Here is an 18462-nt window from a genome sequence, read left to right as displayed (position 1 = left end):
CTTAATTCTTCTTTTTCCTATTTTATAAGGTTTCATTGTGAAAGGGGTTATGAAATAGTTAAAATTACAGTTCTTCGCTTCTTGGAAGAAAGATCGTCACCTTCGTTCCTTTACCTAACCGGCTGTCAATGGATATGTCCCCTTTGTGAAGCTTAATGATTTGCTCTGAAATGGATAAGCCCAGGCCGCTACCGCTCATACTATGGTTTCCTTTATAAAACTTCTGAAACAGCTTCGGAACGTCCTGCTCCGCGATCCCCGCTCCTGAATCTTCGACGGTAATAATGAACTGCTCTCCGGCAAGCCGGGCTGTAATGACGATAGTACCGCCAGGTTCTGTAAATTTAAGGGCGTTATCCAATAAGTTGATCATTACCTGCTTCAACCGGCTTTCATCCGCTTTAATGACAGGGAGCGAATCCCCGGCCTGCACCTGTAGAGTTATCCCTTGCCTGGCTGCTCTGGGCCGAAGCTGCTTGCCTATATTTTGCAGAAAATCTGCGCTCTGGAATGCCGTATAATTTAATACCATCCGGCCGTCTTCAAACTTCGAGAAGTCCAGCAGCTCATCAACGAGACGTGTCAATCGATCTGTTTCCGACTCGATAATTTCCAGGCCATCCTGAATCGTTGCTTTTCCCGTCAGCAGTCCGGATTTTAATGTAATGACCCAGCCTTTGATCGACGTTAACGGGGAGCGCAGCTCATGAGATACCGAGGAAATGAATTCATTTTTAAGCTGATCCTGCTCTTGTATTTTGACAGCCATCGTATTTAACGTATCAGCTAGCGCTCCAAACTCGTCTCGATACCTCTTCTGGGCTCTGGCCGTGAAATCCCCTTCAGCCATCTTTTCGGCGGTCTGCTTCAATCCGGTAATGGATCCTGTAATCGTTCTGGACAGCAAAATGCCAACAACAGCAACGAGGCCAATCACGATAAGACCAATGGATATCAACAGGACGGAAATCTGCCGGACCGTTTCCTTTGTACCCGCCAGCGAGGTTACAAAGCGTACAACGCCTATGGAATGTCCTGCATCCTGCAGCGGATAGGATACCGCCAATACTTCTTCCTCGGCGATTGGATCATAACCTCGCCACGTTTCAGGCTGCCCCCTGCTCGCCGCCAGGCGAACATCCCGGTATTCGAGCATGCTGTTCTCTGTTTGTAATCCTGTCGAATCCTGCATAAGCTGGCCAGATGAGCTAATAATTTGCACCTGGGCAGCGGAATGATGCGAAAATCCCTTCAACAATTTTTCCGCCTGCTGCTCTAAATTGCCGCCGGCAAAATACTGTTCATAAAAGGACGCCGAAAGCTCCGCCTGGCTGGTTAAAATTTGTTCAATATTATAGTTGTAATAATAATTAACCGCCGCAATAAGAAAAGCTTCCAAAATGATCACCGTTGTCACAATGACAACGAGGTAGCTTCCAACCAGCCTTTGCAGTATTCCCAATTCAATCGTCCTTCCTCCAGCGATATCCGACTCCCCACACCGTCTCGATTAACTGCGGTCTGGTGCTGTCTTCCTCCAGTTTCTCCCTCAGCTTCCGGACATGGACATCCACCGTTTTCGTATCACCGACATAATCTTCTCCCCAGACCAGATTCAACAGCTCATTTCTCGATAAAGCCACATCGGAATGCTCCAAAAATGCCCTTACCATCTGAAACTCCTTAGGGGTTACTTCAATTACATCCTCTAGTTTATACAGCTTATTGGATGTCAGGTCGAGCCGGATAAAGCCGGATTGCAGCACTTTATTTCGCGCCTCTCCCGCTTTATGGACACGGCGCAGTACGGTGCGAATTCTAGCCGTCAGCTCCATCGGATTAAACGGCTTGACGATATAGTCGTCCGCTCCAAGCTCCAGTCCTCTGATTTTATCCAAATCCTGTCCACGAGCTGTCAGAAAAATGATCACGATTTCCGGGTCGATTCCTCTTAAACGCTGGAAAATTTCGAAGCCGTCCTGGTCAGGAAGCATAATGTCCAGCACAACAACATCAGGCCTTTCTGCCGTGAAGCTCTGTAGTGCGGCTTCTCCAGTCGCCGCCTCCGACACTTCAAACCCGCTTCCTTCCAAATTAATCGCCACAAAACGCCTGATATGTTCATCGTCTTCCACGATAAGTACATGATTGCGGTTATCCAAATCCATATGGTCCTCCCTAAAAGCTTGTTCCAAAACAATATCCCCCTATTAAAACACTTATCACACTGTGATGCAAAATCCGCCGTAGGCTTCATATGATCAAAAAAAACCCAAACAGTCCATCAGAACCGTTGGGTTATTTATCCTTGCCACTCTTATTCCTCTATTTCAAAAATGGTGTCCACAATAATCGGCAAATTATCTCTCATAACTTCATAATCATTCCGGTGCTTTAAACCGATATAGCCCTTAAGTATCTAATTTATGACGACTCTAAGGAGGCTGTACGATGAAAAAAATTGTCGCTCTGGTTATCAGTCTGGCTTTGCTGTTATCCGCACAAACTGCCGCCCTGGCCCATTCCGGCAGAACAGACGCTAATGGCGGACATAATTGCTCTGAGAAATCGAAACAGAAAGGTCTTTGCAGCGGCTATCACTATCACAATTCCGGCACGAACAATTCCAGCACCAAATCAACAACCAAGTCCACCAAATCAAGTACTTCAACCAATAAAAGCTCCTCTAGCAAAACTAGCACAAGCAGTAAAAATACCGCTCCTAAAAAAGGATATACCACGATTGATATTACATTGATCGTCAATGGCAGCATCGTGCCTTTGGATCAAAAAGCCGTCATCGTCAATGGCACGGTACTGATTCCGCTGAAAAACTTGTTCGATGCACTGGGTGCTAACTTGGAATGGGATCAGGCCACGAAGAAAATCACCGCATCCAAGGGTGGCTCGACTGTGGAATTGACTGTGGACAGCACAGCCGCCTTAAAGCAAGACAAGCCGCTAACTTTGCGGGCAAAGCCAATTGTTATTAATGGCTATACGATGGTGCCGGCCCGTTTTGCCGCTGAGTCCTTCGACGCAGACGTGGACTGGGATTCGCAGACTAACACGATTACAATTACAACTTCGGAACGATAGACCTTTTGCTTCCAATGCGGTTCGAAGCTGTTTAACACCTTATTTTAATAGAACCCGGCCTAGTTCAAGGCCGGGTTCTGCAGCGTCTAGTATTCATGATGAAATGAACAGCCGAGTTATCCTTCTACAATTAATCTCTCCAGCGCTAACGGTTCTACATACTCGCCGTCTTTGTAGGCCCGCATATTTCCGCCGGAAATTTCGTCGATGAGCACGATTTGAGCGCCGTCGTCTACTCTGCCGAATTCAAATTTAATATCGTACAGCTCGATGCCTTTCTTCGCAAGCTCAGCTTTAACTACATTGCCAATCGATTGCGTCAGTTCCTTAAGCACTTTATACTCGGCGGAAGACAAAATCCCCAGCATGTCCAGCGCATCCTCCGAAATCGGCGGGTCCTGGCGCTCGTCGTCTTTAAGTGTCACTTCCACGAAAGCGTCCAGGGCTTGACCTTCTTTGGCATACATCCCATAACGGCGCAGGAAGCTCCCCACCGCTCTATAGCGGCAAATGACTTCAAGTCCTTTACCGAACATGGTTGCCGGTTTTACCGTCATCGTCGCATTATCGATATCAGCATCTATATAGTGCGTTGGAATTCCTTTTTCCTTTAAAATTTCAAAGAAATGCTTCGTTAAACGGAGCCCAGCCTTACCCGCGCCTTCCATCGTCAATCCGACCGTGTTGGCGCCTGGGTCGAATACGCCATTTTCTCCCGTAACATCATCCTTGAACTTCAGTAAATAGCTTCCATCTTCAAGTCCATATACGTCTTTGGTTTTACCCGTGTAGATATGCTTCATCCTCGAGATCCTTTCCAGTAAAAGATTATACATACAATATAGCACGCCTTTTAGAGGGAATACCAACTTTTTTAAATATCATCCACGGGGGGCACTTCCCTTATTTGCGGATCTCTTCGTCCAAAAGCGACTGATTGTACCGGTCCAACGCTGCCTGCTGGAGCTGTATGGCCCGATCAATGTTCAAGGATTTCAACCTGTCCACGTAGGCATCAAAAGCGCTGAGCGGTTCGATGCCTAGAATAATTTTAAGCGACATCTCGTCCACCAATGTGCTCACATCCTGCATGATCACTGACAATTCCGCACTTTCCTTCCCTGTCTTCGGCGTGGCAGGCAGCGTATGAAGCGCTGCAGCGGTATCCGTCCATAGCCGGATCGCTTCCTTCTGCTCCGGCAGCATATAATATTGCTCCATATAGCGGACATCCTGCACGAACGGCCCGAAATAGCTCGCCCGCGTATACATGGCAAGCGCTTGCGATGGCGCCAGCTTGTCCGGATTATTCAGGATCAGACCGGTATAAGCCGGATACCCGTCGCTCATCGTGTAGCTTAAGTTTTCAATGCCGAAATTGAACAGCATATGCCCTTCCGGGCCATAGCCATAATCAAGCATGCGTACTGCTTCCTCTAAGTTCCTGATGCTGCTGGATATGGCCACACCGCTTGAGCCGATGGCCGGGGCCCTTTGTCCGAATTTCGGCTGATCTCCCTTATGCAATATAGGGTAAGGAGCCGCGGCAAGCTGCGCTGCGGACTCATTCTCCTTAAGAATCGGCAGCCATGTGCCAATTCCCGCACCTGCATTCCATATGCACGCTCCGCTCCGCCCGCTGAGCATGCTCACATCCTGGGTCACCGAATCGACCGCCGCGAAGTTTGGATCGATCAGCCCCTCGGCATACCAGTCGCGGAACAGGGCCAAAAACTCCTTATACCCCTGCTCCTGCGGCCCGAATTTTACGATTCCATCCTCGAGATAGAAATCTTTTTTGACGCCGAATGCGCCGACGAATCCCCCGCCCTCTATGCCGAATAAAGGATAAGGAACCCCCAAAAATGTAAGGGGGGCTTCTATCTGCTTCTCTTTCTTGAAAGCTTGAAGCACCTCGTGCCAATCGTCAATCGTGATGGGGATGCCAAGACCCAGTTCGTCCAGCCAGTCCTTCCGAAGAATCGGCCCTTGATACGTCCGCAAGCGGTCATCACCTTGAATAAACGGGAAGACGTAATAGCTTCCGTCCGCGGTACGAATCTGTTTATCGATATCGGGATGCTCGCGCAAATATTTTTTTAAATTCGGCGCATAACGGTCGATCGCATCATTCAGCTTTAAAATGTATCCGTCTTGAATCGCCTTCTCTGGCCCGCCCGGAAATTTGCTCCACTCATATTCAATCATATCCGGCAGCTCTCCGGATGCGAGCAGCACATTGATTGCCTCCTTGGCCTGGTTGGACGGAGGCTGAATAAAGGTCAGCTTGACCCCTGTTTTTCGCTGCCACTCCTGGAAGAAAGGCACTTCTTGAAAGGTTGACTTAATTCCTGCGGCATTCCCGTTCAATTCTGCCCAGTAAGTGAGTGTTCCCTCGTTCTGGCCATTCCCTTCATCCCTACCGATGCGATCCTTTCCTTCCACAATCTGAGAATCGGCGGCTAATCTCCCGCATGAGGCAAGCAGCGCAGCCGCCAGTACTATCGTTCCGACCCGTGCGAAAATCGTCCCCCTTCTCATCTTCAAAGGCTCCTCCTTTAAGCAATCAGTAGATTTCTTTATACTTTCCCGGGGTAATGCCTTCGTACTTCTTAAATACGCGGATGAAGGTCGCCACATCATTGTAGCCAACCAATCGGGAAATTTCATTAATCGACTCCTGCTTGTTCTGCATCATTTCCTTCGCCTTCCCGATGCGTATTTTATGAATGTAATCCAGCAGTCCTTCCCCGGTCTGACTTTTGAACAGCCGCGATAAATAACTACCCTTCAAATCGAAATGCTCCCCAATCGCGTTCACGTTCAAATTCGCGTCCGTAAAATTGTCCTCGATATAACGGGTGACATTGGCGGCCAGATCGCGTAAGGACACTTCCCGTTCCTGGGATAGATTGGATGTCCGCTTCGATGCGGCATACGCACATACTTCAGCAAGTAATTTTTGCAGCTCTATCTGCATCTCCTGAATCGTATCGCTAGCGATAATATTGTCCATCCATAGCGGTTTTTCGCTTAGAATTCCGCTGTCAGCGCCGCCTAGCTCGTTAATTGCCTTGATCACAGTACCTACAAGATTAAAGATCAGGCAGCGCGCCAGTGTTAATGACATTACCGGCTTCTCAAAGTTCCGTTCGGTAATTTCATTCATATAAGAAGCAGCCTGCTCGATATCCCCCGCTTTAATGAAATTAATAAGCTGCTGTTCCACCTGCAGGGGATAGTAATAGCTGGACTGGACGTGATCGGTTCCGTCTGCATGGAGATCGGCAAAGGCGATGATTCCCTGTTTGCCGAGCACCATCTTGTACTCCATAGCATCGACCGCCTCCTGATAAGCCTCGGCGATGCCGGACCAGGAGGAATGGCTGCCGCTGATCGAAATCGTCAGCTCCATCTCATACTGCCATAGGAAGCTTTGGGCTTCCGCAGCAATGTGGCGGAGCTCTGCCAGCCCGTGAGGCACATCCGGCCGCAAATTGATAAGGCATGCCATCATATCATCGATTTCGGTCACGAAGCTGGCATGCTGACGCTGCAGCACCAGTTCCTCCACAACGTTGGCGATAATGAAAGGTATCAATTTCCTTCGCTCATTTAAATCTATGCCAGGAAGCTTCTCATAGAGGCTTTCTTCATTTTCCAATACGAGCAAAATAACTGCAAACTCCTGCGAATGCAGCGTCATATGGAAGGAGCGAAACGCCTCCTCATAAGGCACCGGGGTGTCCAGCTTGCCTTTCAGCAGCCGGTGAATCATATTGGAGCGAAGCACGTGCTGATGCTTCTTCAGCTGCGACGCAATCTGATCCTTCTCGCTCCTTGTATCCAATATGGCCTGCAGGATCATGCGCAGTTCATTCCCGTCTCCGTGCTCCTCCTCCGTATTCCGGTCATTCAGAGACTCTACAAGCTCCTGAATCGGCGAGTAATTCCGGCGCATAAAAAACCAGGTCAGCACTCCAGCGCCGATCAGGCTGATCATAATGCTGATATAGGTGAATTTTCGGACATACTCCGCTTTCTCCCAATAAATGCTGCTCGGGATAATGAGAGCGTACTTTAGCTCAGACACCGCGGATGATATGTAGAACAGCTCCGACTCCCCAACGCGCGAGGATGAGAGCCGGACGCGCTCTCCGTCCAGGAAAGGCTCCAGTTCCGGAGCTCCCGGACGGTTGGACATAAGTATTTCGTTATCCTGATTCAAAATAAGCAGCAAGCCGCCGCTAAAGCCGGAAATGCTCTCAATCGCTGCCAGAAACTTCGCGGCATCTGCCATGACCACAATGGTCCCGGTTTCCCTCCCATTCAAATCATTGGGGAGCTGGGTGATGTAGGCGATCGATGTCTTCGCCGGAGCAGCATCGAGATGAGGCATGACGGCAAAGCGTTTTGCCCCTCCCTGCTGCACCAACTCCAACCACTCATCGTAGGAGAGAGCTCCGGTGTTATGAAGTGTACGAAAGGCCGTCCTCATGTCCCGGATGTTGCCAGACCGGAGTACAGACTCCCCTTGATCCCAAACGACGTAAAACTCATCGATGAGGGCGTAAGATGTTTTGTATAAACGAAATTCCTTCACCAGCTGATAGGCGACGAACGGAGCCTCTTTTGCCGGCTTATTGGAATACATTAAATTTTGCAGCTTTTCATTCCACGTAATTTCCATATTGAGGCGTTTCATCAAATCGATTTGATTATCGATCGTATAGCGCATCTGCTTCAGCAAGGAATCGTTGGCGCGATGAATCTCGCTCTTAAGGGCATGATTCGCCTGCGCATAAATGACCAGGCTGATTATAATAGGCACGATAAGTACTGCGCTGTAAGACAGCAGCCAAGTGACAATAACGCTCTTCCGTCTTCGCCATAAGTATTGAATATTTAACAAGCTATCATCACCCATATAATATATTAAGTGTATAGAAATAAAACGCTTACAAGCTATTATACCGATATTATATTACATACTGGAATGCTTAATAGCGTCAATTGGATTGATAAAACGTTCAAAGCGGGAAGATATCCGCACTTACACTGGCAAAAAAACCCGAAGGGACATAAATTCGTCCATTCGGGTTCCATAAACCTTATTCATTAAAATCGTTTTATAAGTTCAAAATATTCGGCTAGTCCAGCCATTTAACTTCGCTAACGCTTCTACGAAGAAGTAATCGCCATAAATAAGGGAGACATCTACATTTTGCCCGGCCGGTTTATGTCCGGTTCCATGCAATAGAATGGCTTCATGCTGCGGCAAGTTCCAAGTTCCGTAGTTTTCATATAGTGAGCTCATAATTCGCTCGGCCGCCATTCGGTAATGCCTCCCCTCCGTTCCGCCCAGCTCCTCAGCCAGTTCCAATAACCCTGACGCCGCACAAGCTCCGGCCGAGCTGTCCCGGGGTTCTCCCGCAAGCCCAGTCTCTACCCTGAAGTCCCAATGAGGAACTTCGTCTTCCGGCAAATGGGCGATAAAAAAATGGGCTACGCGCTGTGCAGCTCTCAAATATTTGCGGTCGTTCGTATAACGGAATACGTTGGCCATACTGTACAGCGCCCATGCCGCCCCCCTGCTCCAGGCAGAATCCGGTCCCGCTCCTTGACCGCCTATAGCTTCAACGTATTCGCCTGTCTGCGGATCGAAATGGATAATATGATGAACTGAGCCGTCTTCCCGGATAAAATATTTCAGCATCATATCCGCGTGTGCTTTGGCAACATGCGAATACCGCGGATCACCGCTTTCCTCGGCCGCCCAGAACAGCAAGGAGAGATTCATGCCCGTGTCCACAATCGACCAGCCGTGCTTATCGCCATTCCAAGCACGGATGAAATGGCCCGGCAAGTTATAACGGCCAGCCAAAAAATTGGCAGCAAAGAGCCCACGCCGTTTCGCTTCGGCGTCACCGGTCAGTTTGTGCTTGATTACCGCCGTCGGTAAAAACTGAAAGCCGACGTCATGGTCAAAATGATTGGGCTGCATCATCAGCCGCTCCAGCCGTTCATCCCAGTCCCAGGCTGCCGCCTTGTACTGCTCTTTGCCTGTCATAGCGTAGGCGATCCACAACATACCCGGCCAAAAACCGGACGTCCACCAATCGAGCCGCATATCATCATATTGGCCGGAGGCTCCGGCTGTATGCGGCGACTTCCCGCCAATCGATTTCAACATCCTGTCCAGCTTCAGCAGTGTCTGCTCCCAAGCCGCCTCCACGCTGAACGCGTTCCCCTCACGCATATCCCTACCTCCTCTTTCATGCTGCATCCTGTATTAAACCCTAACCCTTCAAAGAACCGATCATAACGCCTTTAACGAAAAACCGCTGTACAAAAGGGTAGACACAAAGAATCGGTACCGTAGCTACCATGATTGTCGCATATTTGATCGTCTCGCCGATCTGGTGGCGGTCCCCCGCTGACGCTCCTGCCGCCATGCTGTCGGTCGAGTTGGCGATTAATATTTCCCTCAGCACCAGCTGCAGCGGAAACAGTTCCCGGCTCTTGATAAATACCGATGCGTAAAACCAGCCGTTCCATTTATCGACCGCATAATATAAAATCATGACGGCAATGACAGGCATCGATAACGGAATAATGATGCGGAACAAGATCGTAAAGTGATTCGCGCCGTCGATCTTGGCCGACTCCTCCAGACTGTCAGGAATCCCCATAAACGATGTCCGCATAATAATCAGATTAAACGTGCTGACGGCAAAAGGAATAATGGTCGACCATAGCGTATCGAGCAAGCCCACCCCTTTTACGATCAAATAAAGCGGAATAAGTCCCCCGCCGAAAAACATCGTAAACACGATAAAGAACATCAGCAAATTGTTCCACATTACGTTTTTGCGTGACAGCACATAGGCGCCTAGAGCAGTCATGAATAAATTAACCGCAACCCCGGCAATGACGATAAAAATCGTGTTGCGGTACCCTATCCCGATGCCCGGATTCGCCATGACGCTCTTGTAAGCATCGAGACTGAATCCTAATGGCCCCCACAGTATTCCTTTGTTCACGATCAGCCGGCCAGCATCGCTGAAGGAGGCGAACAGCACGTAAAGCAGCGGATACAGCGTAATGATTACTAACAGGATAAGTATGATATATATCCCAATATCGAACATCCGGTCGAAAAAAACCGTTTTAGCATTGTTCATTTTTTTCACTTTCACTTTCATTTTTCACCTCACCATAAGCTGCTTTTGCTCACTTTACGGCTAATGTAGTTGGCCGATACGAGTAAAATAAGATTGATGACCGAGTTGAACAAGCCGACCGCGGCGCTGTAGCTCCAGCCGAATTCCAGCAGCCCCTTGCGGTAAACGAAGGAAGAGATCACATCGGCCGTTTCATAGGTTATCGGATTGTACAATAGTATAATTTTCTCAAAGCCGACGTTGAGCAAATTCCCCATACGCAATATGAGCATAATGGCGATCGTCGGCATAATGCCTGGCAGTGTAATGTAAATCATCTGCTTAAGCCGGCTAGCCCCATCCATACGGGCCGCTTCGTACTGCTCCTGATCGATCCCCATCAATGCGGCGATATAAATAATCGATTCCCAGCCGATCCGCTGCCAAATCTCCGACAATATATAGATGGGGCGGAACAGCTCCGGCTTTTGCAGCATCGCCTGCCCGTCATAGCCCAGCCACATGAACATCCGGTTGATCAAGCCGTCGGCATTCGTAAAATCGGTAATAATTCCGCAAATGACGACGAGCGAAATAAAGTATGGCATGTACGTAATCGTTTGAACTACGCGCTTGAACAAACGATGACGCACCTCATTGATGAGCAGGGCGAGCAGGATCGGTGCCGGAAACTCGAACAACAGCGAGTAAAGGCTGATAAGCAGCGTATTTTTCAAAATGCGCAGGAAATAATAGCTGTTGAAGAAGTCTTGAAAATGCTGAAGCCCTACCCAATCGCTGCCCAATATTCCTTTCATCGGCGTATAGTTTTTAAAGGCGATTAAAGCCCCGTACATCGGCCCATAATGAAATATTAGATAATAGGCAATGACCGGCAGTATCATGAAGTAAAGGTATTTATTGAGGATGAAATCACGAATAAACCGGTTCTTGAAAGATTGCGGATTGTCCATTGTGTTGTTGCTCACCTCATTTCTATGGAGAGGGCCGTTACGGCCCTCTCATTGTCTTTCCAGCTTCGTGTTAACGGCTGTTGTACCGTTCCAAAGCGGCGCTCTGAATTTCAATCGCGCGTTCCAAATTCAGCGACTTCATTTTAGCGACATAGCTTTCAAACTCGTCAACCGACTCGGAGCCCAAAATGATTTTGAGCGTCATTTCGTCCACCAGCGTATTGATGTCGTTCATAATAGCCGCATATTCGGAGCTCTCCTCCGGCGTCGGCGTAATCGGCGGCAAATTGTATTTCGCCGAATCGGTATTTTGCCAAATCGTTACCGCGTCGCGTTGGGTCTGGAGCGCAAAGAACTGCTCGGCATAGCGTTTATCCTGAATGAATGGGCCGTTGTAGCTGCCGCGGGCATATAGGGAAATCCCTTGTGCCGGGGCCAAATTATCCGGATTTTTCATGACCAGGTCGGTGTATTTCGGGTAACCATCCTCCATGTTGTAGCTGACGCCTTCCGTTCCGAAGTTGAAGAACAAGCGGCCTTCCTCGCTATAGCCGAAATCCAGCATACGAACGGCTAGCTCGGGGTCTTTTGCCGCAGTCGTAATCGCCACTGTTCCTTCGGAGGCAAAGGCCTGGTTCCGCTGCCCGAATTTCGGTTTATCGCCTTTGTTCAGTACTGGATAAGGCGCTGCCACCAGTACGGCCTGCGGATCATTCGCTTCAACGAGCGGCTGCCACTTGCCGATCCCGCCGCCAGCGTTGCCGATCGTTGCCCCCGTCGCACCGGACGCCATATTTCCGTCAAGCGCCTTTGTGTCCGCCGTAGCCGCATTTTTATCGATCAAACCTTCCGCATACCAGTCATGGAACAGACGCAAGTACTCCTTGAATCCCGGCTCAGCCGGCCCATATTTAATTTGGCCGTCCTCCTGATAAAAGCCGCGGTTCACACCAAATGCGCCGATAAAGGCCCCGTTTCCGGATTCATTAAAAAATCTCGGCTTGCTGACAAAGGAAAGTGGTGCGGACGCGCCTTTTTTCTCTTTAAATGCCCGCAGCGTTTCCGTCCATTCATCGATCGTCTCAGGCACGGGCAATCCTAAGTCATCGAGCCAGTCTTTACGAATAATCGGCCCTTGGAACACCCGTAAATATTCATCCCCGCGAACGAACGGGAAAACATAGTAGCTGCCGCTGTCTGTCTTGACCATTTTGTCGATATCGGGGTTTTCCGCTAAATACTTTTTCAAGTTAGGCGCGTGCTGATCAATCAGATCGTTCAGCTTCACAATGTAGCCATCGCTGATCGCCTTCTCAGGTCCCCCCGGGAAATCGCCCAGGAAGTTGTATTCGAGCAAATCCGGCAAATCGCCTGAGGCCAGCAGCACATTCATCGCTTCTTTTACTTGCCCTGTCGGCGGTGCCGTGAACTTCAAGGATACGCCGGTCTGCTTTTGCCACTCCTGGAAGAAGGGAATTTCGTCATGCGAAGCTTTTACGCCGATCAGGTTCCCGTTGATTTCTCCCCAATAGGTCAATGTCTTGTCGGTCTGGATCGGGTAAACCGTCGCTTCGGCGGCGCCTTCAGTTTTTGGCTCAACCGCTCCGCCATCAACTTCTGCCTTCGTGCCTCCGCCCCCGGAGGAGCACCCGAGCAATGTGCCTAACAACATAATAATCAGGCCGGTAGTCCATGCTTTTCTCATTTGTTCAAACCTCCATTTTGCATATATTTGAGTTATTCACGCTATCCAGTCTAGCTAAGGACTTCAGCCGCCGATATGGGCAATAAAGTAAATCGCATGCTAATTTTGGCCACGCTCTGCTGACGATTTCTTTAATTCGATTTACGATTTGTTCAAAAAAAAGCATCATGGACACCTCGATAACGAGTCCATGATGCTTTCATTCCGATATTTCAGATCAGCGGTCCTAATCGGCTTGATTTGTTACCCGGCAGCGAACGAATCCGCTGCCGCGGAAAGATAATAGGCCAGCCCTGTTTGCTGACTTTCCAGCATTTGAAGATGGAAATCATCCTGCAGAAAAAATCGGGTCTGGGCGGCAAAATCCTCAGCAGAAATCGTATGTCCATGCTGGTTCAAATACTGAAGATGATCGCCTATCAATTGTTCTACCTCTGTACTGCTGTGTTTCATACCTGTTTTTAACGCCTTGGCCATTTCATCCATAAAGGCTGCTGCTTCCTTCGCCTGATCATTCATGTCTTGAACGTCAATTTGCACGGAATCAAGCAAGTCAAAATTATACGTTTCTTTTAAATGTTCGTTTTGCTCCTCCATGACCTCTTTCCACTCTTCCTCGCTATTGAAACCTTTAAACATCTCTTTATTATCCATAGGTTCTCCTTTCTCAATACTGCTAATGGAATGCTGCAGTGTTTGAATGATCCTGTCCAGCCTTTGCTGACGAGCCAATAGAAGCTCCTCCTGCTGCCTAAAAACGAGCATACGATCCGGCTCCAGATCGAGAATTTGCTTGATCTGCTCCAATGGAAACTCCAATTCCCGGTAGAACAAAATTTGCTGCAAACGTTCAAGTTCCTTCTGCCCGTATAACCGGTATCCTGCTTCACTGATCTCGCGAGGCAGTAACAGGCCGATCTTATGATAATGGTGCAGCGTCTTGATCGTTACGTTGGACAGCGAAGAAACCTCTTTTACCGTATACAGCATCTGCTGCCTCCTTTCTGATTTCCACTCTAAAGGCTCACCTAAGAGGAGAGTCAAGACCTGAATTTATTTTTTAAAAAACATTTGACCCTTACCCGACAGGAGGACCTATGATCATTCCGAATCGATCTTGTGGGAGGGTATCAAAATGTCCAATACAGTCCAATTGTTGCGCAACAGTTTTGTTCGTACGATCCTTATTTCTAATTTATTTTCCCAAATTGGAATATGGATTCGGATCCAAAGAAAACTGCCGTAAATCCAGCGAATCCGGGGACATTGCTTCACGAGATGGCGGATGGCATACGCCATGTCATAGCCAAAAAGGAGCTGCTGCTGCTAAGTCTCTGTTTCATGCTGGTAGGATTAGGAGTGGGGCTGATTTCGCCCTTGAGCGTGTTTCTTGTAACGGAGCGCCTGGGACTGCCTGTTCAATACTTGCAGTGGATTACTGTCCCTTATGGCTTCGGGGAAATTGTCGGCGGGATGACGGGAAATAGTTGCAGCAAATGAAATCGTTATGAACACTGCTTTCTTTTCCACTCCTCATGAGTTTTAATCACCTTTGCCCAAAGGTCGTCCTTTTCAAGCTTCGTAAAATGGTTCAACGGTTCTCCGAACACCTCACTTAATATGTCAAACCATGTGTTACGGCTAGTGATTTCGCTCTTTGTAGTGCCTTGCTCCTCATATTGACTGAATATGCAGCCTCTAAGCTCATTATTTCCCGATTTGTGCCTGTTCTGGACGAGAAGCAGGTTTACCCATGTAGAATCGGGGGATGAGCTTAGATGCTCATGCTTTGGTTTAAACACAGCTATATCGTTGACCGTTTCAGCAGCAAAATCGACGCCGATGAAGGCTCCCCGCGGATCATGCTCTAAGCGCCAGCCATTTGCTGCAGCACCGGACTGGACCAATTTGTAAAGATGTGCTCCTTGCCTGTATTCGCCGGGAATAAGCGGAATCGGTTCATACGGCATATCGCCTAGACCGACATCAACCAACCATGTATGTTCCTGCTGGTTATCGTCTGAAATTTGGACGGTTAAGCCTACATGAAAGGAATCTATTTTAGGCGCTCGGCCATGAGGCTGCACCCCCGCGCGGTGTAAAGATACGTCATATCCCAAAGATCGCAGCAGAACATTAAATGCTCCATTGAGGTGGAAGCAATACCCGCCTCCATTATGCATAATATGATTTAACGAATGCGGATAATCGATTGGAACGGGTTTCCCTGCAAATAGATCGATGGTCTGCCACGCAACTTTTTCTACATGGGCTCTATGTAATGCAAATAAAAAATCTGAAGTTGGTCTGCCCATCTCCTCGATGCCGAGACGCTTTAAATAAAGTTGCGTTTGCTTTAAGCTTAAGACCTGCATAACTCATTCTCCTTTAATGTTCCCCTTGATTCGCTGCTGCACGAGCCTTGATTGTTATTGTATTAAAAATGTTAACTGCTCACTTATTTCGCGATTTAAAGTATTCGTCTGCATCAATTGGCGAATGAGTCCGGGATTCACCTTTTCCCTATGAGCCTTCAGATAATCTAGGATCGTATTCGCTTTCGACCTTCTATTCATGAAGTAATACGCTAAGTACCAGACCTCAGGACTTGATATATTTATCCCATCCCATCGCCCCATATGATGAACCGGTAAATGAAGTATTGCCTTATCGGTATGTACTGCAAAATATCCTATGAAATCTATTTGAAGTGCGTCGATACTTATCCGGTACTGGCTAGCAAATGGATAATCTCCGCTCGGATGTTCAGTCCACTCATAATCTTGAACAACCTCGATTAATTTGTTTTTCGGACATTCTACAGTAAGGTCCCAATCGTTTATTGCATCAGTCAAGCCCAAATAGTACAATAATCCACTACCGCCAAGAGAATACGCAATGCTGTTGTATTCTAATTTTTTTATGATGGGAAAAATGGATTGTGGGTTCATCAGATTCCCTCCCTATTCTCGCCGGAGTTCACTGGCAGTCTAGTTGAACGCTTGTTCAGATGCTTACTCCAAACACTGGTTTTCGAACAACTCGCAAGTAATCTCTCTCGTCGTTGGGTTCACATGGTACCACTCGATGACTTCAGTCGTTTCTTTACTAGATTGCGTTACAATATAATTTCCTTCTTCATCATTTCCATATATCGTGAAGGAAGAAAAATTTAATTGCTCCGGGTCCAGTTTCGACTCTACTAACGATATTGCTTCCTCCTCACTCAGCCTGGATAATGGCTCATCTTCCACAAGATCAGGGTTATTCACTGCTTCAGCATCATTCTCTTCACTTACGGTGTCGCTTGAAGTGCCTAGTTCAGAAGCTCTTCCATCATATTTTAATTTTTCAGAAATCGGGATATCCGAAATCGTTATGGAGTCAACATACCGTTGCAAGTATTTAATTTGTATGAAGCAGTCTCCTTCCTCTGTCTTGGACAGTCCCGAAATATGCAGCATGCCCGTCCTTTCCTCTTGACTCCCTGTTTGAATATAAGCGACTTCATAATCTGTATATCCCTTGGCATAAAAATATTCATAGGCATATTCATTTTGATCATCCTGGATGGAATACATATATTTTTGTTGCTCTGCATCGTTTCGGGCCTGCTCCAGCCAATTTGTAATCGAATCATTATGATCGGGTTCAATGGTATTGAGTTGATAAACAAAAATGGGATCCTTGTCCTTTTCCCGAGTCGGCGCATGATCGATGGCCAGACCTGAACACCCAGCTAACAAAATTACACTAATAAAACATACAATTAAGCGATACATATTTTCTCCTTTTAATAAAACGACCTTCCATGATTATACATCTGGCTGATTAACGGGTACAGCCCTATTCATATAAATACAATTTTAGTATTTATCTACTACAGAGCCCAAAGTTGCCCCTCTAATATTGGACAGATCGGTTAGCTTTTGAAGATCTTTGACCGATCCTGTTACCACCATCCCCAAAATCCGAATATCATTTGCATCGGGTTCAGCCTTTCCCTTTTTTAAATATTTGTAAATTTGGTTGAATTCATAATAATGCTGTCCTTTAACTTTCACTCCCCTCTTCAAAGCATCCAGAAATTTATTCTCTGTCACATCAATCGGATGTACAGGGGAAATCCCGAAACCTCGAACAAAGTTTTCCCCTATCGGAGCTGCATAACTTTGATTCCCATTTCCATCTGTATACGGTTTGTAAAAATCTTTGTTATGATAAGTATCTACCCAGTACCAGGTCTGAGTGAGGCCCGAAGGAATCATCATTTGTTTCACTTCACTTAACGAATAATACTGGTCAAAGGAAATGGCCATTTCCGCGAGCTTGTTTTGATCCATTTCCCGCAGTAAGGGAATATCGTTCATAATTTTTCCATTGTAATCTACACCTGGAATGTAAAACAACATTTCTCTCTGGCCATTTATGGCATTATAGTTCCGGGCATACTCATACCCTTCATGTTCCATCTTCGTATCGGAGAGAGAGACTCCTGGTTCTGAACTGCTCCCCCCTATTGAAGTAAAAGCAAAAAAAGGCACCACTTGATAATTCACTTTTTTATTCGACCACGGAATCGGTACACCCTCAATCACTTTAACTTTGTAAAATTCCAATGTGCCGGACAAAAAGCTTCGCTCATCGCGATATCCTGTGCCAATCAAATTAGGCCCGCTGATTTCCTCAAATAAATTCTCATTGTTCATAGCACGGGCAGAGCTCCAATCAACTAGCTGGACATTGCCGATCATGACTCCAAATAGTACAGTTACGGACACAAGCAGCGAAATAATGACCGTACGCAGCATCGATTTTCGCTTAGCCTTTTTAATTATATGAATCATATTTAACGAATCCTGTTCTTGACCGAGTTTATTCATTCCTGTCACTCCCGTATCTTTTTTTGAACTGCTGCCTTGCCTGGTATAACGCCGCTTTAACATGCTCCATCCGCATTCCCAACAGCTTCCCTATTTCTTTGTATGGCAGCTCCATCTCATATTTCATAATGAGCAGCTGTTTATGAAGCGGTGCAAGCTGGCTAAGAATAGCCTCCACTTCCTCTTTCCTTTCCTGCTGCAGCAGAGCGTCCTCCGGCAGTTCATAATCAGGTATTTCCATGATGTCGATCTTAGCGGCGATCACTTTGTTTCGGCGGCAAAGATCGTAATAACGGTTAATAGCCACCTTATACAGCCATGCGCTGAACTTCCCGTTTTCGATAGAGTCTATGTATAGAAAAGCTTTATACACGGCCTCCTGTACGATATCCTCCGCATCGGATGAAGAGGCGCCCAGACGTATTAAATATTTCCGAATTTCATTCAGCTTGGGCTGCAGCAGCTCATAGAGTTGTCTGGTGTCCATACTTCACCACCTTTCATTCGTATAACGGGCGGGGGCCGGAAATGTTAAGGTTGCTGTTAAAATTATTTGAGTTTGGGATCAGTAGAGTGAGGAAACAACAAAAAACCGTACCGAGAAGACCCAGAGACGATCTCCATCCAATACGGTGCAA

General features: G+C 47.4%; 17 protein-coding genes. 2 read left to right on the top strand and 15 right to left on the bottom strand.

Annotation, left to right across the window (positions count from 1 at the left end):
* Positions 1 to 64: 64 nt before the first annotated feature.
* Positions 65 to 1462 carry a sensor histidine kinase gene (locus tag G358_RS0107415; protein WP_019636573.1) on the bottom strand — a complete coding sequence of 466 codons (1398 nt, stop codon included), beginning with the start codon at positions 1460 to 1462 and terminating at the stop codon, positions 65 to 67.
* Between the two features lies 1 nt (position 1463).
* Positions 1464 to 2168 (bottom strand): response regulator transcription factor, encoded by a 705-nt coding sequence (locus tag G358_RS0107410; protein WP_026342122.1) that lies wholly within the window; start codon positions 2166 to 2168, stop codon positions 1464 to 1466.
* Positions 2169 to 2451: 283 nt separating this feature from the next.
* Between G358_RS0107410 and G358_RS0107405 the strand changes: the two genes are divergently transcribed.
* Entirely contained in the window at positions 2452 to 3099 is a 648-nt protein-coding gene (locus tag G358_RS0107405; protein WP_019636571.1) for a copper amine oxidase N-terminal domain-containing protein, read from the top strand.
* Between the two features lie 116 nt (positions 3100 to 3215).
* On the opposite strand, the gene G358_RS0107400 is transcribed toward G358_RS0107405, so the two are convergent.
* From G358_RS0107400 to G358_RS0107365, 8 genes are all read right to left on the bottom strand, one after another.
* The gene (locus tag G358_RS0107400) at positions 3216 to 3902 is read right to left on the bottom strand and encodes a phosphoribosylaminoimidazolesuccinocarboxamide synthase (RefSeq protein WP_019636570.1); all 687 of its coding nucleotides are present in this window, start codon (positions 3900 to 3902) and stop codon (positions 3216 to 3218) included.
* A 100-nt stretch (positions 3903 to 4002) separates the two neighbouring features.
* The gene (locus tag G358_RS0107395) at positions 4003 to 5640 is read right to left on the bottom strand and encodes an extracellular solute-binding protein (RefSeq protein WP_019636569.1); all 1638 of its coding nucleotides are present in this window, start codon (positions 5638 to 5640) and stop codon (positions 4003 to 4005) included.
* 25 nt (positions 5641 to 5665) lie between these two features.
* Positions 5666 to 8011, bottom strand: coding sequence for an AraC family transcriptional regulator (locus G358_RS0107390; protein ID WP_019636568.1), 2346 nt, complete (start codon positions 8009 to 8011; stop codon positions 5666 to 5668).
* A gap of 225 nt (positions 8012 to 8236) precedes the next feature.
* Positions 8237 to 9358: a glycoside hydrolase family 88 protein gene (locus G358_RS0107385; protein ID WP_019636567.1), complete on the bottom strand. Its 1122-nt coding sequence runs from the start codon at positions 9356 to 9358 to the stop codon at positions 8237 to 8239.
* 40 nt (positions 9359 to 9398) lie between these two features.
* Complete coding sequence (locus tag G358_RS0107380; RefSeq protein WP_019636566.1) at positions 9399 to 10304, bottom strand: carbohydrate ABC transporter permease; 906 nt, start codon at positions 10302 to 10304, stop codon at positions 9399 to 9401.
* 8 nt (positions 10305 to 10312) lie between these two features.
* The gene (locus tag G358_RS0107375; protein ID WP_019636565.1) at positions 10313 to 11236 is read right to left on the bottom strand and encodes an ABC transporter permease; all 924 of its coding nucleotides are present in this window, start codon (positions 11234 to 11236) and stop codon (positions 10313 to 10315) included.
* Between the two features lie 70 nt (positions 11237 to 11306).
* Positions 11307 to 12941 (bottom strand): type 2 periplasmic-binding domain-containing protein, encoded by a 1635-nt coding sequence (locus G358_RS0107370; RefSeq protein ID WP_019636564.1) that lies wholly within the window; start codon positions 12939 to 12941, stop codon positions 11307 to 11309.
* A gap of 243 nt (positions 12942 to 13184) precedes the next feature.
* Entirely contained in the window at positions 13185 to 13931 is a 747-nt protein-coding gene (locus G358_RS0107365; protein WP_019636563.1) for a MerR family transcriptional regulator, read from the bottom strand.
* A gap of 225 nt (positions 13932 to 14156) precedes the next feature.
* Here G358_RS0107365 and G358_RS0107360 point away from each other — a divergent pair, with 225 nt between their 5' ends.
* Entirely contained in the window at positions 14157 to 14441 is a 285-nt protein-coding gene (locus G358_RS0107360) for a hypothetical protein (protein WP_019636562.1), read from the top strand.
* A gap of 5 nt (positions 14442 to 14446) precedes the next feature.
* On the opposite strand, the gene G358_RS0107355 is transcribed toward G358_RS0107360, so the two are convergent.
* The 5 genes from G358_RS0107355 to G358_RS0107335 form a co-directional block, all read right to left on the bottom strand.
* Complete coding sequence (locus G358_RS0107355; protein WP_019636561.1) at positions 14447 to 15316, bottom strand: arylamine N-acetyltransferase family protein; 870 nt, start codon at positions 15314 to 15316, stop codon at positions 14447 to 14449.
* A gap of 54 nt (positions 15317 to 15370) precedes the next feature.
* On the bottom strand, positions 15371 to 15892 hold the full coding sequence (locus G358_RS0107350) for a hypothetical protein (protein ID WP_019636560.1): 522 nt from the start codon (positions 15890 to 15892) through the stop codon (positions 15371 to 15373).
* A 63-nt stretch (positions 15893 to 15955) separates the two neighbouring features.
* Positions 15956 to 16723, bottom strand: coding sequence for a hypothetical protein (locus G358_RS0107345; protein WP_019636559.1), 768 nt, complete (start codon positions 16721 to 16723; stop codon positions 15956 to 15958).
* An 84-nt stretch (positions 16724 to 16807) separates the two neighbouring features.
* Positions 16808 to 17824, bottom strand: coding sequence for an anti-sigma factor (locus G358_RS0107340; protein ID WP_019636558.1), 1017 nt, complete (start codon positions 17822 to 17824; stop codon positions 16808 to 16810).
* Positions 17817 to 18311, bottom strand: coding sequence for an RNA polymerase sigma factor (locus G358_RS0107335; protein ID WP_019636557.1), 495 nt, complete (start codon positions 18309 to 18311; stop codon positions 17817 to 17819). The genes G358_RS0107340 and G358_RS0107335 overlap by 8 nt, the downstream gene beginning before the upstream one ends.
* Positions 18312 to 18462: the final 151 nt, after the last annotated feature.

The sequence above is a fragment of the Paenibacillus fonticola DSM 21315 genome, from assembly GCF_000381905.1.
Classification (GTDB): Bacteria; Bacillota; Bacilli; order Paenibacillales; family Paenibacillaceae; genus Fontibacillus; species Fontibacillus fonticola.
Note: the sequence above shows the minus strand (reverse complement) of the source record. Positions and strands in the feature narration are given on the sequence as shown.

Coding starts and splice junctions, on each gene's coding strand:
- G358_RS0107370 (WP_019636564.1), bottom strand. CDS start 12,941: ATGAGAAAAGCATGGACTACCGGCCTGATTATTATGTTGTTAGGCACA.
- G358_RS0107405 (WP_019636571.1), top strand. CDS start 2,452: ATGAAAAAAATTGTCGCTCTGGTTATCAGTCTGGCTTTGCTGTTATCC.
- G358_RS0107375 (WP_019636565.1), bottom strand. CDS start 11,236: ATGGACAATCCGCAATCTTTCAAGAACCGGTTTATTCGTGATTTCATC.
- G358_RS0107385 (WP_019636567.1), bottom strand. CDS start 9,358: ATGCGTGAGGGGAACGCGTTCAGCGTGGAGGCGGCTTGGGAGCAGACA.
- G358_RS0107355 (WP_019636561.1), bottom strand. CDS start 15,316: ATGCAGGTCTTAAGCTTAAAGCAAACGCAACTTTATTTAAAGCGTCTC.
- G358_RS0107350 (WP_019636560.1), bottom strand. CDS start 15,892: ATGAACCCACAATCCATTTTTCCCATCATAAAAAAATTAGAATACAAC.
- G358_RS0107345 (WP_019636559.1), bottom strand. CDS start 16,723: ATGTATCGCTTAATTGTATGTTTTATTAGTGTAATTTTGTTAGCTGGG.
- G358_RS0107335 (WP_019636557.1), bottom strand. CDS start 18,311: ATGGACACCAGACAACTCTATGAGCTGCTGCAGCCCAAGCTGAATGAA.
- G358_RS0107410 (WP_026342122.1), bottom strand. CDS start 2,168: ATGGATTTGGATAACCGCAATCATGTACTTATCGTGGAAGACGATGAA.
- G358_RS0107400 (WP_019636570.1), bottom strand. CDS start 3,902: ATGAAGCATATCTACACGGGTAAAACCAAAGACGTATATGGACTTGAA.
- G358_RS0107395 (WP_019636569.1), bottom strand. CDS start 5,640: ATGAGAAGGGGGACGATTTTCGCACGGGTCGGAACGATAGTACTGGCG.
- G358_RS0107380 (WP_019636566.1), bottom strand. CDS start 10,304: ATGAAAGTGAAAGTGAAAAAAATGAACAATGCTAAAACGGTTTTTTTC.
- G358_RS0107360 (WP_019636562.1), top strand. CDS start 14,157: ATGGATTCGGATCCAAAGAAAACTGCCGTAAATCCAGCGAATCCGGGG.
- G358_RS0107340 (WP_019636558.1), bottom strand. CDS start 17,824: ATGAATAAACTCGGTCAAGAACAGGATTCGTTAAATATGATTCATATA.
- G358_RS0107365 (WP_019636563.1), bottom strand. CDS start 13,931: ATGCTGTATACGGTAAAAGAGGTTTCTTCGCTGTCCAACGTAACGATC.